The 13,998-nt window shown below is 69.8% G+C and carries 10 protein-coding genes; all 10 read right to left on the bottom strand.

Annotated features, from left to right (window positions below; genetic code table 11):
* Positions 1-29 precede the first annotated feature (29 nt).
* Complete coding sequence (gene serA, locus ACTRO_RS29340) at positions 30-1,622, bottom strand: phosphoglycerate dehydrogenase (RefSeq protein WP_034268243.1); 1,593 nt, start codon at positions 1,620-1,622, stop codon at positions 30-32.
* 244 nt (positions 1,623-1,866) lie between these two features.
* Positions 1,867-2,946 (bottom strand): ABC transporter ATP-binding protein, encoded by a 1,080-nt coding sequence (locus ACTRO_RS29335; protein ID WP_084316605.1) that lies wholly within the window; start codon positions 2,944-2,946, stop codon positions 1,867-1,869.
* Positions 2,943-4,151 carry an ABC transporter ATP-binding protein gene (locus ACTRO_RS29330; protein WP_084316604.1) on the bottom strand — a complete coding sequence of 403 codons (1,209 nt, stop codon included), beginning with the start codon at positions 4,149-4,151 and terminating at the stop codon, positions 2,943-2,945. The genes ACTRO_RS29335 and ACTRO_RS29330 overlap by 4 nt, the downstream gene beginning before the upstream one ends.
* On the bottom strand, positions 4,151-5,101 hold the full coding sequence (locus ACTRO_RS29325; protein WP_051451568.1) for an ABC transporter permease: 951 nt from the start codon (positions 5,099-5,101) through the stop codon (positions 4,151-4,153). Before ACTRO_RS29325 ends, ACTRO_RS29330 begins: the two co-directional genes overlap by 1 nt.
* Positions 5,094-6,071 (bottom strand): ABC transporter permease, encoded by a 978-nt coding sequence (locus ACTRO_RS29320; protein ID WP_034268241.1) that lies wholly within the window; start codon positions 6,069-6,071, stop codon positions 5,094-5,096. Before ACTRO_RS29320 ends, ACTRO_RS29325 begins: the two co-directional genes overlap by 8 nt.
* 97 nt (positions 6,072-6,168) lie before the next feature.
* Positions 6,169-7,923 carry an ABC transporter family substrate-binding protein gene (locus tag ACTRO_RS29315; RefSeq protein ID WP_034268238.1) on the bottom strand — a complete coding sequence of 585 codons (1,755 nt, stop codon included), beginning with the start codon at positions 7,921-7,923 and terminating at the stop codon, positions 6,169-6,171.
* Positions 7,924-8,109: 186 nt separating this feature from the next.
* Complete coding sequence (gene ilvC / locus ACTRO_RS29310) at positions 8,110-9,111, bottom strand: ketol-acid reductoisomerase (protein ID WP_034268236.1); 1,002 nt, start codon at positions 9,109-9,111, stop codon at positions 8,110-8,112.
* A 75-nt stretch (positions 9,112-9,186) separates the two neighbouring features.
* On the bottom strand, positions 9,187-9,729 hold the full coding sequence (gene ilvN / locus ACTRO_RS29305; RefSeq protein WP_034277236.1) for an acetolactate synthase small subunit: 543 nt from the start codon (positions 9,727-9,729) through the stop codon (positions 9,187-9,189).
* A gap of 5 nt (positions 9,730-9,734) precedes the next feature.
* On the bottom strand, positions 9,735-11,522 hold the full coding sequence (locus tag ACTRO_RS29300; protein ID WP_051451566.1) for an acetolactate synthase large subunit: 1,788 nt from the start codon (positions 11,520-11,522) through the stop codon (positions 9,735-9,737).
* Positions 11,523-11,825: 303 nt separating this feature from the next.
* Complete coding sequence (locus ACTRO_RS29295) at positions 11,826-13,802, bottom strand: diguanylate cyclase domain-containing protein (protein WP_169739962.1); 1,977 nt, start codon at positions 13,800-13,802, stop codon at positions 11,826-11,828.
* Positions 13,803-13,998: the final 196 nt, after the last annotated feature.

Here is a 13,998-nt window from a genome sequence, read left to right as displayed (position 1 = left end):
CGGCGTGCGGCCGGCGGGACGGAAGGGCCTTATTCGCTCAGGTCGGCGCTGCGGGACCAGGTGGCCCCGATGGCGTCGGAGATCTCCGCGAGCAGTTCGGCGGAGACGGCCGAGTCGACGGTGAGGGCGACCAGCGCCTCGCCGCCGCGGGCGTTGCGCGAGACCTGCATGCCGGCGATGTTGACGCCGGCCTCGCCGAGGATCCGGCCGAGCGTGCCGATCACGCCGGCGCGGTCGGTGTAGCGGAAGAAGACGGTGTGCGCCTCGAGGCCGATGTCCACGGTGAAGCCGTTGACGTCCACGATCCGGCGCACCTGGGCCTTGCCCGCGATGGTGCCGGTCACCGAGACGATCTCGCCGCTGGCCAGCGCGCCGCGCACGGTGACCAGGTTGCGGTAGTCGGGAGACTCCGAGGTCGTGGTCAGCCGCACCTCGAGGCCGCGCTCCTGAGCCAGGTAGGGCGCGTTGACGAAGGAGACCGGGCTCTCGGTGATGTCCGCGAACACGCCCTTGAGCGCGGAGAGCTCGAGCACCTTGACGTCGTGCTGGGTGATCTCGCCCGCCACCACCACGTCGAGCTGCTGCGCGGCGCCGCCGGCGAGGGCGGTGAACAGCCGGCCGAGCTCCTCGGCCAGGGGCAGGCCCGGGCGCACGTCCTCGGCGATCAGGCCGCCCTGGATGTTGACCGCGTCCGGGACCAGCTCGCCGCCGAGGGCCTGGCGCACCGAGCGGGCCACCGAGATGCCGGCCTTCTCCTGGGCCTCGTCGGTGGAGGCGCCGAGGTGCGGGGTGACCACGACGGAGTCCAGCTCGAACAGCGGGGACTCGGTGGTCGGCTCCTTGGCGAACACGTCGATGCCGGCGCCGGCCACCCGGCCCTCGCGGATCGCGTCCGCCAGCGCGGCCTCGTCCACCAGGCCGCCGCGGGCGACGTTGACGATCCGGACCGTGGGCTTGACCTTGAGCAGGGCCTCGGCGCCGATCAGGCCGAGGGTCTCCGGGGTCTTGGGCATGTGCACGGTGATGAAGTCGGACTCGGCCAGCAGCTCGTCCAGGGAGACCAGCTGGGCCCCTATCTGGGCGGCCTTGCCGGCCTGCACGTAGGGGTCGTAGGCCAGCAGCTTCACGCCGAAGGGCAGCAGCCGGGCGGCGACCAGGGCGCCGATGCGGCCGAGGCCGACGATGCCGACGGTCTTGCCGTCGAGCTCGACGCCGGTGTACTTGCTCCGGGCCCACTTGCCGGCCTTGAGCGCGGCGTTGGCGCTCGCGACGTTGCGCGCGCTGGCCAGGATCATGGCCACGGTCAGCTCGGCCGCGGAGGTGATGTTCGAGGTGGGCGCGTTGACCACCATGACCCCGGCCCGGGTGGCGGCCGGGATGTCCACGTTGTCGAGGCCCACGCCCGCGCGGGCGATCACCTTGAGGTTCTTGGCGGCCTCGACGGCCTCGGCGTCGACCTGGGTGGCCGAACGCACCAGGATCGCGTCCGCCTCGACGATGGCGGACAGCAGGGCGGCGCGGTCCGCGCCGTCGCAGTAGCGCACTTCGAAGTCGGGGCCGAGGGCCTCGACGGTGGCGGGGCTGAGCTCCTCGGCGATGAGCACAACGGGTTTGCCTGACACAGCGTCTCTCCGGTCGTCCGTCGGTGTGGGGGTTGAGCAACGGATGAGCTCCCGGGTCCACGACGCTGTGGTCCTGGCATACGGCGACGACACACGGAATCGGCGAATGTTAACGTCGCATGTCTTTCGGCCGTACACCAGCAATGGTACAGATTCGTCCGGCAAGCGCCAGGACCACTTTTGATACCGCGCCGGTCCCGATTGTGCAACATCCGATGATCGGATCACCGGCCTCGCGCTCAGGTTAGATAACCTTCTGGACCTTCGCGTAGTGGCAGGCCGCGGCGTGCGAGCCGCCGAGCCCCCGATCGATCAACTCCGGCTCCTCGTTGATGCATCGCTGCTGGTCAGCCTCCGAGAGCGTGACGAACAGCGGGCACCGGGTGCGGAACCGGCAGCCGGAGGGCGGATTGGCCGGCGAGGGCACGTCACCCTGCACCAGGATCCGCTCCCGCTCGCGCTCCCGGCGGGGGTCCGGAATGGGGATCGCTGAGATCAATGCCTGGGTATACGGGTGCAGCGGATGTTCGAACAACTGGTCCGCCGGGCCGACTTCCACGATCTTGCCGAGGTACATCACCGCCACCCGGTCGGCGATGTGCCGGACCACGGACAGGTCGTGCGCGACGAACAGATAAGCCAGCCCCAGCTCGTCCTGAAGATCCTCCAGCAGGTTGATCACACCGGCCTGGATGGAGACGTCGAGCGCGGAGACCGGCTCGTCGAGCACCAGCACCTTCGGCTTGAGCGCGAGCGCGCGGGCGATGCCGATGCGCTGGCGCTGGCCGCCGGAGAACTCGTGCGGATACCGGTTGCCGTGCTCGGGATTCAGCCCGACGCGCTGCATCAGGTCCTCGACGTACTGCTTGCCGTCGCGCTGGAACAGGCCGTGGATCTTGAGCGGCTCGGCGATGATCTCGTTGACCGTGATCCGCGGGTTGAGCGAGGCGTACGGGTCCTGGAACACCAGCTGCATGTCGCGTCGCAGAGCCCGCAGACGCCGCGCGCTGAGCGTGGTCACCTCCTCGCCCTCGAACACGACGCTGCCGCTGGTGGCCGGCTGCAGGTGCAGCACGGCGCGGGAGGTGGTGCTCTTGCCGCAGCCGGACTCCCCCACCAGGCCGAGCGTCTCGCCGCGGTAGAGGTCGAAGGAGATGTCGGAGACCGCGTGCACGGCGCCGATGGTGCGCGGGATCAGGCCCTTGGACCGGATCGGGAACTCCTTGACCAGGTGACGGACCGACAGGATCGGCTCGCCCTGGACCGCCCCGGGCGCCGAGTGCGGATCCGGCTGCTGGGGCGAGGGCGGGGTCAGCGAGCTCATGAGCGGTCGTCCTCCGTCCCGAAGTCGCTGTTGACCGAGCGGACGTCGATGTCCTCCGGCCGGCGGCCCTGGATGTCCTCGTCGTCGTACGCGCTCGCGCCGAAGTCGACCGGCAGCTCGGCGTCCGCGGCGGTCTCGTCGAACAGGTCGGACGGCGCGTGCCGGGCGACGCGGTCCTTGAAGTGGCAGGCGGCGCGGTGCCCGAGCGGGCTGCCCTGGTCCGGATCGACCAGTTCGAGCTCGGGCTCGCGGGTCTGGCACACGTCCTGGGCGAGCGGGCAGCGCGGGGTGAACGGGCAGCCGGGCGGCAGGTTCACCAGCGAGGGCGGGGATCCCTGAATGGGCGTCAGCCGGGTCGCCTCGCGCTTGTCGAGCCGGGGCAGCGAGCCCAGCAGCCCGAGCGTGTAGGGCATCCGCGGCCGGTAGTAGATGTCGTCGACCGAGCCGATCTCCACCGGCTTGCCCGCGTACATCACCAGCACCCGGTCTGCCTGGCCGGCCACCACGCCGAGGTCGTGGGTGATCAGCACCATCGCGGCGCCGGTCTCGCGCTGCGCGGCCCGCAGCGAGTCGAGCACCTGGGCCTGCACGGTGACGTCGAGGGCGGTGGTCGGCTCGTCCGCGATGATCACGTCCGGGTTGTTGGCCATCGCGATCGCGATCACCACACGCTGGCGCATGCCGCCGGAGAACTCGTGCGGGTACTGATCCACCCGGCGGTCCGGCTGCGGGATGTTGACCATCTCGAGCAGCTCGACCGCGCGCTTGTGCGCCTGCGCCTTGGGCACGTCGTGGTGCGCCAGGACCGCCTCGGCCAGCTGGTGGCCGACCTTGTAGACCGGGTTGAGCGAGGTCATCGGGTCCTGGAAGATCATCGCGACGTTGCGGCCGCGCACCCGCTTCATCTCCTTGTCCGACAGGCCGAGCAACTCGCGGTCGCGGAAGCGCACCGAGCCGGAGACCTTGGCGGTCTTGGGCAGCAGACCCATCACCGCCATCGAGGTGACCGACTTGCCCGAGCCGGACTCGCCCACGATGCCGAGCACCTCGCCCGGGCGCAGCCGGTAGGAGACGCCGCGCACCGCGTGCACCGCGCCGTCCGGGGTGGGGAAGTCCACGGTCAGGTCCTCCACGGTCAGCACCGCGTCGGTGTACGTCTCGGTGGGCCCCGCGGGCACCGCGGCGGAGCCGCTGTTCGTCGACATCAGGCGCGCACTCTCTGCTGGGACGGGTCGAACGCATCCCGCAGCCCGTCGCCGATGAAGTTCACCGAGAGGCTGATCAGGATGATCATGATGCCGGGGAAGTAGAACAGCCACCACTGGCCGCCCTGCAGCGCGGTCTGCGCGGTGGAGATCAGCGTGCCGAGCGAGGTGTCCGGCGGCTGCACGCCGAAGCCCAGGTAGGAGAGCGAGGACTCGAGCAGGATGGCGAAGGCGATCTGGATGGTGACCACGACGATGATCTGGCCGATCACGTTCGGCAGGATGTGCCGGAAGATGATCCGCCCGTCCTTGGCGCCCATCGACCGGCCCGCCTCCACGTACTCCTTCTCCCGCAGCGAGAGCGTCTGGCCGCGCACGATCCGGGCCACGGCCGGCCAGGCCAGGCCCGCGATCACCAGGGCCAGCGCCCACCAGCCGGCGGACTGGAAGTGGTGCGAGAGCAGCGCGCCGGCCGCCAGGATCGGGATGGTCAGGAACAGGTCGGCGATGCGCATCATCAACGTGTCCAGCCAGCCCCGGTAGTACCCGGCCACCGCGCCCCAGACCGTGCCGATCAGCGTGGCCAGCACGGCCACGCTGAACGCGATCTCGAGCGAGCGCTGGGTGCCGCGCAGCACCCGGGCGAACTCGTCGTAGCCGAGGTTGTCGGTGCCGAACGGGTGGGTGCCCGAGGGCGGCACCGAGTTGTCCGGGGTGATGTCGGTGTAGCTGTAATGCCACAGCGGCGCGCCCACGAAGGCCAGCAGGATCACCGCGATCAGCACGAACAGGCTCACCACGGCCAGCCGGTGCTGCATGAAGCGGCGCAGCACCAGCTGCGTCTGGGTGCGCGCCTTGACCGTGAACTCGCGCTCCTGGAACGGACGCTCCGATCCGGCCGACGGCGTGATCTCGGTGGGCTCCGGGTCCTCCCGGGGGAGTTCATGCATGGCGAATCCTCGGATCCAGGACACCGTAGAGAAGGTCGGCGATGAGGTTGAAGACGATCACGAAGATCGCGGAGACGGTCAGCCAGGCCAGGATGACGTTGAAGTCGGACGAGTTGATGCCGTTGACCAGCATCGTGCCCATGCCCTGCCAGCCGAAGACGGACTCGGTCAGCACCGCGCCGCCGAGGATCGCCGCGACGTCCAGGGCGACCTGGGTGGTCAGCGGGATCAGCGCGGTGCGCAGGCCGTGCCGGATCATCACCTGGCGCCGGCTCAGGCCCTTGGCCCGGGCCAGGCGCATGTAGTCGCTGCCGAGCACGTCGAGCATCGAGGCGCGCTGGAACCGGGACCAGGACGCGTACGAGGACATCGCCAGCACGACCGTCGGCAGGATCAGGTGGCCGATCGCGTCGGTGAAGGCCGCGCCGCCGGTCAGGCCCGGGGTGCCGGAGCCGTAGGTCGAGATCCCATACCAGCCCGTCGAGTTGTTCAGGTTCACCACCGCCTGCTTGAGCAGGATGGCGAACCAGAACACCGGCAGCGAGAGGAACAGGAAGCCGATCAGGGTGATGGCGTAGTCGGTCTTCGAGTACTGCCGGGTCGCGCTGACCACGCCGGCGATGATGGCCAGGATCACCGCGACGATGATGGCCAGGATGACCAGCCGCGCGGTCAGCTCGATGCTGGTCGCCAGCAGCTGCCCGATGCTCGTGCCCGCCTGGACCGAGGGCCCCCAGTTGCCGTGGAAGAAGAGCTGGGAGAACCAGTGCCAGTAGCGCTCCGGGATGGAGTGGTTGAGGTAGAGCTGGTTGGAGAGCTGGTCGATCTCCGCCTGCGGCGGCGGCGGGTTCTTCGCCTTGAGCTGGCCGAGCGGATCCGCGCCCCAGGTCACCAGGAGGAAGACCAGGAACGTCGAGACGATGAAGACCGGGATCGAGATCAGCAGGCGTCTGAGCGCGAAAGCGAGCATGGGGGCCTCGTGTCGGAAGGGGCGCGCGCGGCCGGGGACGGCCCGGCGGGGCACGGATCGCGCGCGACTCGTGCCCCGCCGGAGGGGTGCCTCCGGGTCAGGACTTCAGGCCCCACTGGCCGACGTTGTAGGTCGGGCCCATGGAGGTCGCGTTGTCGCGGACGTTGACCAGGTTGGGGTTGAAGGCGATCAGGGTCGGCTTCTGGTAGAGCGGCAGTGTGTAGGCGTCCTGGCTGATCTGCTGGTCCGCCTTGTTCAGGTTCGAGATCTGGGTCGCGGAGTCCGAGCTCGAGGCGGCCGTGGCCAGCCAGGTGTCGACGTTCTTGTTCGAGTAGCCGCCGAAGTTGCCGCCCCCGCCGGTGGTGTAGAGCGGCTGGTTCGCCGAGGCCGGGAACGGGGTGTTGACCCAGGCGAAGTCGACGATGTCGTAGCCGTTGCCGCCGGTCTGGGTGAGCGTGGCGCCGAGGTTGTCGGTCGGGGTCACCGCGACGTTGATGCCGAGCTGGGCCATCTCCGAGGCGAACAGGCTGCAGGTGTCCAGGCGGATCTGGTTGCCGACCGTGTACTTCATCTGGAAGGTCGGGATCTTGCTGCCGTCGGGCGCGGTCAGGCCGCCCTTGCCCGAGCCGACGTTCTTGAAGCCGGCGCTGGTCAGCTCCTGCTGGGCCTTGCTCAGGTTGCCGGTGCCGAGGCCGAACTGGGTGACGTTGTCCTGAAAGCCGTTCTGGCCCTGCACGAACATCCGGCTGTTGAGCGGCACCGCCGAGCTCTGGAACTGCTGGATGGTCTTGGACAGGATCGCGTTGCGGTCGGTCGCGGTGAACATCGCCGTGCGCAGGGTCTTGCCCCAGGTGGCGTTGCCGAGCGCGGAGTTCTTCAGGTTGAAGTCGATGTGCTCGAAGCCCAGGCCCGCGTCGATCTTGTAGGTGATCGTGCTGCCCATGTTCTTGAGCTGGTTGACCAGGTTGGTCTCCGGCTGCGGGTAGATCCCGTCCACCTCGTGGTTCTGCAGCGCGGTGGGTTCCTGGGCCGCGTCGGTGATGGCCCGGAAGGTGACCTGGTCGAGCGGGACCGCCTTGCCGTACCACTTCGGATTGCGCTTGAGGATGACCGAGGTCTTGTCCGCGGACACGCTCGAGACCACGAACGGACCGCCGGAGACCGGCGGCGGGTTGGTCTGGAACCAGTTGAAGGACTGCTCGTTGTTGCCGTGCTGCTTGGCGATGTGCGCCGGGTACATGTTGATGAACAGCGACTTCCAGTCGCCGAACGGGGTCTTGTACACGGTGGTGACGGTCTTGCCGTTGTCCGAGCCGGTGACCGACTGGATGTTCGAGTAGCCGGTGGTGGAGGCGGCCGCGATGTTCGGGTCGGTGCCGTTCTGCACCTGCCAGTTGTAGACGAAGTCGTCCGCGTTGATCGGCGTGCCGTCGGACCAGACCGCGTTCGGCTGGATCTTGTAGACCACGGTCTGCGGGCTGCTGCTCGTCTGGCTCGCGCTCACCAGCAGGTCGGAGTTGAGCGTGACCTGGTAGGACGGGTTGAAGATGTACGTCGAGGGGGTGAGCGGGTTGACGACCTGGGCGTAGTCGAAGGTGTTGCCGTCCGCCGAGAGCACGTTCCAGTTCTGCATGGTCTTCTCGATCGTCCAGGTGACCGAGCCGCCCTGCTTGGGAGTGCCGGAGTTGAACGTGTCGGCGGCCGAGGTGCCGGAGATGGACTGGGTCGAGTTCCCGCTCGAGCTGCTGTTGCCCGAACCGCCGCAGCCGGCCAGCAGCGCGAGCCCGGTCGCCATCGCGGCGCACACCACTGTCCAGCGCCGCCTCTGCCGCCGTCTCACCGTCCCGGACATTCGCGCTCCTTCAGCCCTAGATCTCTTTCGTTGACAGAGTCATTTCACCTGACAACTATGGACAAACTAGGGCGTTACGCGTCCCGACGCGCGCTCTTGCCGCCGAATGAATGACGGAGAGTCACACGACGGACATGACGAAGCCCCCCTCCCGCCGGGGCGGGAGGGGGGCTCGAAGCCGCCGGATCAGTCCTCGGTGTTGACCCAGGACATCAGCGAACGCAGCTGCTTGCCGACCTTCTCGATCGGGTGGTTGGTGGTGGCGTCGTAGAGCTTCTTGTACTCCTTGAGCCCGCCGTCGTACTCGGCGATCCACTCGCGGGTGAACTGGCCGGACTGGATCTCGGCCAGCACCTTCTTCATCTCCGCCTTGGTCTCGGCGGTGATGATGCGCGGGCCGGTCTTGTAGCCGCCCCACTCCGCGGTCTCCGAGACCGACCAGTTCATCTTGGTCAGGCCGCCCTCGTAGATCAGGTCCACGATCAGCTTGAGCTCGTGCAGGCACTCGAAGTAGGCGATCTCCGGCTCGTAGCCCGCCTCGGTCAGCGTCTCGAAGCCGGCCTTGATCAGCTCCTCCACGCCGCCGCAGAGCACGACCTGCTCGCCGAACAGGTCGGTCTCGACCTCGTCCTTGAACGTGGTCTTGATGACCCCGGCGCGGGTGCCGCCGATGCCCTTGGCGTAGGAGAGCGCCAGGTCCTGGGCCTTGCCGGAGGCGTCCTGGGCCACCGCGATCAGGCACGGGACGCCGAAGCCGTCGGCGAACTGACGGCGCACCAGGTGGCCCGGGCCCTTCGGCGCCACCATGGCGACGTCGATGTTGGCCGGCGGGGTGATCAGCTCGAAGTGGATGTTCAGGGCGTGGCCGAAGAAGATCGCGTCCCCGTCCTTGAGGTTCGGGGCCACTGCCTCCTCGTACACCGCGCGCTGCACCGGGTCCGGCACCAGGATCATGATGACGTCCGCCTCGGCACAGGCCTCGAACGGGGTGACCACGCGCAGGCCCTGCTCCTCGGCCTTGGCCCGGGACTTGGAGTCCGCCTTCAGGCCGACCCGCACGTCCACGCCCGAGTCGCGCAGGCTCAGCGCGTGGGCGTGGCCCTGGGAGCCGTAGCCGAGGACGGCGACCTTGCGGCCCTGGATGACCGAGAGGTCCGCGTCGTCGTCGTAGAACATCTCAACAGCCATGGTTCGTGTCTCTTCTTCTCGTGTCCGGTGGCCGGCGTCCCGGTGCTGCCGGGGCGCGGGCCGTGGATGGGTCGGCTATGCGGCGCGTTCGACGGCGCGCAGCGATCGGTCGGTGATGGAGCGCGAGCCGCGCCCGACGGCGAGCAGGCCCGACTGGACCAGCTCCTTGATGCCGAAGGGCTCGAGCACGCGCAGCAGCGCCTCCAGTTTGGCGGACTCGCCGGTGGCCTCGATCACGAGGCTGTCGGTGGACATGTCCACCACCCGCGCGCCGAAGGGCTCGAGGGTGGCGAGCACGTGCTGGCGCTCGGAGGCATCCGCCCGCACCTTGACCAGGATCAGTTCGCGCCGGACGCAGGCCGAGGGTTCCAGCTCCACGATCTTGAGCACGTTCACCAGCTTGTTGAGCTGCTTGGTCACCTGTTCGAGGGGGTGGTCCTCGACGTTCACGACCAGGGTGATCCGGGAGATCTCCGAGTGCTCGGTCGGTCCGACCGCGAGCGACTCGATGTTGAATCCGCGCCGGGAGAAGAGCGCGGAGACCCGGGCCAGCACGCCCGGGCGGTTCTCGACCAGCACGGAGAGCGTGTGCGTCTGGGCCGGGGCCGAGTTCGTCATGGTGCTCACTCACTTTCCTCGTCGAACTCAGGACGCTGGTCGCGCGCGGCCAGGATCTCGTCGTTGGACAGCCCGGCGGGCACCATCGGCCACACCATGGCGTCCTCGTGCACCACGAAGTCGATCACCACCGGCGCGTCGGTGATGGCCATGGCCTTCTCGATCACCGAGTCGACCTGGTCCGGACTCTCGCAGCGCAGGCCCACGCAGCCGTAGGCCTCGGCCAGCTTGACGAAGTCCGGGATCCGAATTTGGGACCCCGTCCCCGCGCTTGCGCGCAAGTTCGTGTTGGAGTAACGCTGGTTGTAGAACAGCGTCTGCCACTGCCGCACCATGCCCAGGGCGCCGTTGTTGATGACGGCGATCTTGATCGGGATGTTGTTGAGCGCGCAGGTGGCCAGTTCCTGGTTGGTCATCTGGAAGCAGCCGTCGCCGTCGATGCACCACACCGTCGCGTCCGGCCGGCCGGCCTTGGCGCCCATCGCGGCCGGCACGCCGTAGCCCATGGTGCCCGCGCCGCCGGAGTTGAGGAAGGTGTTGGGCTTCTCGTACGAGATGAACTGCGCCGCCCACATCTGGTGCTGCCCGACGCCGGTGGTGTAGATGGCGTCCGGGCCGGCGATCTTGCCGATCCGCTCGATCACGTACTGCGGGGCCAGCTGGCCGGGCTCGGTCTCGTAGCCCAGCGGGTAGCGGGTGCGCCAGTCCTCGAGCGAGTCCCACCAGGCCGCGTAGTCCCCGGCGCGGCCGGCCGCGGCCTCGGCGCGCACGGCGGCGGACAGCTCGGTCAGCACCTCGCGGCAGTCGCCGACGATCGGGACGTCCGCGGTGCGGTTCTTGGAGATCTCGGCCGGGTCGATGTCGGCGTGCACGACCTTGGCGTCCGGGGCGAAGCTGACCAGCTTGCCGGTCACCCGGTCGTCGAAGCGGGCGCCGAGCGCGACGATCAGGTCCGACTTCTGCAGCGCGGTGACCGCGGCCACCGAGCCGTGCATGCCGGGCATGCCCAGGTGCTGGCGGTGGCTGTCCGGGAAGGCGCCGCGGGCCATCAGGGTCGTGACGACGGGCGCGCCGGTCAGCTCGGCCAGCTCCAGCAGCTCCGCGGTGGCGCGGGCCTTGAGCACGCCGCCGCCGACGTAGAGCACCGGGCGCCGGGCCAGCCCGAGCAGCCGGGCCGCCTCGCGGATCTGCTTGCCGTGCGGCTTGGACACCGGCCGGTAGCCGGGCAGGTTCAGCTCCACCGGCCAGCGGAACGGGGCGGTGGCCTGCAGCACGTCCTTGGGGATGTCCACCACGACCGGGCCGGGCCGGCCGGTGCCGGCGATGTGGAAGGCCTCGGCGACGGCCCGGGGGATGTCCTCGGGCCGGGTCACCAGGAAGTTGTGCTTGGTGATCGGCATCGTGATGCCGCAGATGTCGGCCTCCTGGAAGCCGTCGGTGCCGATCTGCGCGCTGGCCACCTGCCCGGTGATGGCCACCATCGGGACGGAGTCCATATAGGCGTCGGCGATCGGGGTGACCAGGTTGGTCGCGCCCGGACCGGAGGTGGCCATGCACACCCCGACCTTGCCGGTGGCCTGCGCGTAGCCGGTCGCGGCGTGGCCGGCGCCCTGCTCGTGGCGCACCAGGATGTGGCGGATCTGCTTGGAGTCGAACAGCGGGTCGTAGGCCGGCAGGATCGTCCCGCCGGGGATGCCGAACACGGTGTCCACACCCAGCTCCTCGAGGGCGCGGATGAGGGCCTGGGCTCCGGTCAGCTCGGGTGCGCGAAGGCTGCTGCCCTGCTCCGTCATGGTGAGGCTTCTCTCGGTCTGGGTCCGGGCTTCCTACCCGGGCGATGCTGTATGCGGCCAACAAAAAACCCTCGGGCCCGAAGGGGCAACCGAGGGAAGCGCGCTGGCAGGTGGGCCCTTGAGGGGGCTTCAGCCGGCGCGCTGGCCAAGTACGAGCTCGCGCTGACGCGCGTGGGAAATCCGCATGGGGCGACCATACTCGCGCACGGCCCGGTGCCGTCAAGCCACCCCGCCGTGCGTCTCGAATGCCGGACATACAATGTCCATTTCCTCTTCATCGCCGCATGCGGCGGCGCATCCGGCTCACCGCGGCACCGGCGCCTCACGGACGATCAGCCGGCCCTTGCCCTCGCCCTTCGCCTCGTACATCGCCAGATCCGCCTCGCGCAGCAGCTGCGCGGCCGACATCCCCGGACGCCAGAACGCCACGCCGACCGAGGCGCCGACCACGAACCGGCCGGCCGGCAGCAGATAGGGCCGCACCAGCGCCGCGTGCAGCCGCTCGGCCACTTCGTGCACCGTGCCGTCGTCGCCGGCCTGCACCAGCGCGGCGAACTCGTCCCCGCCGAACCGGGCGACCGTGTCCCCGACCCGGACCGCCGCGCGCAGCCGGGCCGCGGCCTCGATCAGCAGCTCGTCGCCGACGGCGTGGCCCTGCGCGTCGTTGACCTCCTTGAACCAGTCCAGATCCAGGAAGACCACGGCCGGCGGCCGGCGCGCCGCCGAACGCTGATGCAGCGCCTGGGCCAGCCGTTCGCCGAACAGCGCGCGGTTGGGCAGCCCGGTGAGCGCGTCGTGGTACGCGTTGTAGGCCAGCTGGTTGCGCAGCGCGACCCGGTCGCTCACGTCCCGGATGGTGAAGACCAGGCCGCCGCAGTGCCGGGTGACGGTGGACTCGGCGTGCCGCCAGATCGACTGCGCCCCCTCCCCCGCGCCCGGCAGCGGCATCACCCGCGCGGCCCGGATCCGGCACTCGACCAGCACGGCCGGCGCCACCCCGGCCAGGAAGCGGTCCACCGCCTCGATCACGCCCCTCCGGTCCTCGAGGTGGATCAGGTCGTAGAGCGAGCTGCCGATCAGATGCTGCGGCTCGTAGCCGAGCACGCCGCTGACCGCCGGGGAGATGTAGCCGAGCCGGCCCGGGCGCGTCAGGGTCATGATGACCTCGCTGGCGCCCTGGACCAGAGAGCGGAAGTGGTTCTCGCGCAGGGTCAGCTGCTTGGTCAGCCGCAGGTTCTCGGTCAGCGTCAGGGCCTGGCGCGCCACCAGCGCGGCCAGCACCGCGCAGCCGGTGATCAGCGGCACCGGGTGCACCTGGTGGCGCCCGCGCAGCCCGTCGCTCATGATCACGGCCAGGCAGGTGGATCCGGCCAGATAAGGGAAGAGCTGGCCGGCGAGGTCGACCAGCCGCCGGCTGCCGGCGAGCAGGCGCGTCCGCCAGCCGGACGCCACGCCGGCGCCGGCTTCGGCTCGCCACACGGACATCCACGGCGCGATGGCCAGCAGCAGGTATCCGAAGAACCAGCCGGCGTCCATCAGCTCGCCGGAGTAGTAGTGCGCCCGCACCTGCGGCAGGGTCCACAGGCCGTCGAAGACCACGACGACGCTGTATCCGCACACCAGCATCAGCATCGAGGCGCCGTCGCCGCGCCCCTTGCCGCGGTGGCGCAGGCACAGCACGAGAGACACCAGCAGGATGTCGAACACCGGATAGGCCAGCGCGAAGGTGATCTGCGTGGGTGTATGCCCGTCGCTGTAGGCGACCCGGGACAGCGCCACCCCCCACCCGGCGGTGAACAGCGCGCCGCCCACCAGCGTCCCGTCGAGCCCGAGCCGCAGCCAGGCCAGCGGTCCGCCCACGCCGCGGTGGTGCACCAGCGTGCCCGCCATCGCGAAGGGCGCGAAGCACAGGAAGGCCCAGTCGGCCATCGACGGCACCGGCGGGGAGGTGCGCAGCACGAGCTCGTACCAGCCCCACACCGCGTTGCCGAACCCGGCCACCAGCGCCGATCCGGCGAACAGCAGCCAGGACACCCGCAGCGCCCCGGAAAGAGTCAGGGCCCTGCGAACACTGGAGACCGCGGCCAGCGCGGCCGCGCCGGCCAGTCCGAAGTCGCCCATGATGTCGGCGACGGTGCGGCTGGAACGGTCGCCGACCCCGCCCCAGTGCAGAACGGCACCGAGCACGAAGACGGCGGTGGCGGCCACGGCGGCGCCCACCGCGGCCGCCACCCGGGCCGCGGGCGGCACTTCCGGGCGGCGGGGCAGGATGGCGGGCACGGCGCTCACTCTACGCGATGAGTTGATCGCGCGTCGTGAAGAAGGCGTGGAAAACGGCTGCGCATGGGCCATCAGAGCTCGGATCCGCCCGTCGACGGCGCCGCACGGAGGCGCCGTCGGCGCGGGGCGCGAAGGCGCGCGGCGAGCGTGGACGGGCAGGCATACCCCGAAGCGGCGCCGTGTAACGGCGATGTCC

It is taken from the genome of Actinospica robiniae DSM 44927, from assembly GCF_000504285.1.
In the GTDB taxonomy this organism is placed as follows: domain Bacteria; phylum Actinomycetota; class Actinomycetes; order Streptomycetales; family Catenulisporaceae; genus Actinospica; species Actinospica robiniae.
Note: the sequence above shows the minus strand (reverse complement) of the source record. Positions and strands in the feature narration are given on the sequence as shown.

Excerpts from the sequence above, each read along its gene's own strand:
- ACTRO_RS29335 (WP_084316605.1), bottom strand. The coding sequence starts at position 2,946 with ATGAGCTCGCTGACCCCGCCCTCGCCCCAGCAGCCGGATCCGCACTCG.
- ACTRO_RS29330 (WP_084316604.1), bottom strand. The coding sequence starts at position 4,151 with ATGTCGACGAACAGCGGCTCCGCCGCGGTGCCCGCGGGGCCCACCGAG.
- ACTRO_RS29325 (WP_051451568.1), bottom strand. The coding sequence starts at position 5,101 with ATGCATGAACTCCCCCGGGAGGACCCGGAGCCCACCGAGATCACGCCG.
- ACTRO_RS29320 (WP_034268241.1), bottom strand. The coding sequence starts at position 6,071 with ATGCTCGCTTTCGCGCTCAGACGCCTGCTGATCTCGATCCCGGTCTTC.
- ACTRO_RS29315 (WP_034268238.1), bottom strand. The coding sequence starts at position 7,923 with ATGTCCGGGACGGTGAGACGGCGGCAGAGGCGGCGCTGGACAGTGGTG.
- ilvC (WP_034268236.1), bottom strand. The coding sequence starts at position 9,111 with ATGGCTGTTGAGATGTTCTACGACGACGACGCGGACCTCTCGGTCATC.
- ilvN (WP_034277236.1), bottom strand. The coding sequence starts at position 9,729 with ATGACGAACTCGGCCCCGGCCCAGACGCACACGCTCTCCGTGCTGGTC.
- ACTRO_RS29300 (WP_051451566.1), bottom strand. The coding sequence starts at position 11,522 with ATGACGGAGCAGGGCAGCAGCCTTCGCGCACCCGAGCTGACCGGAGCC.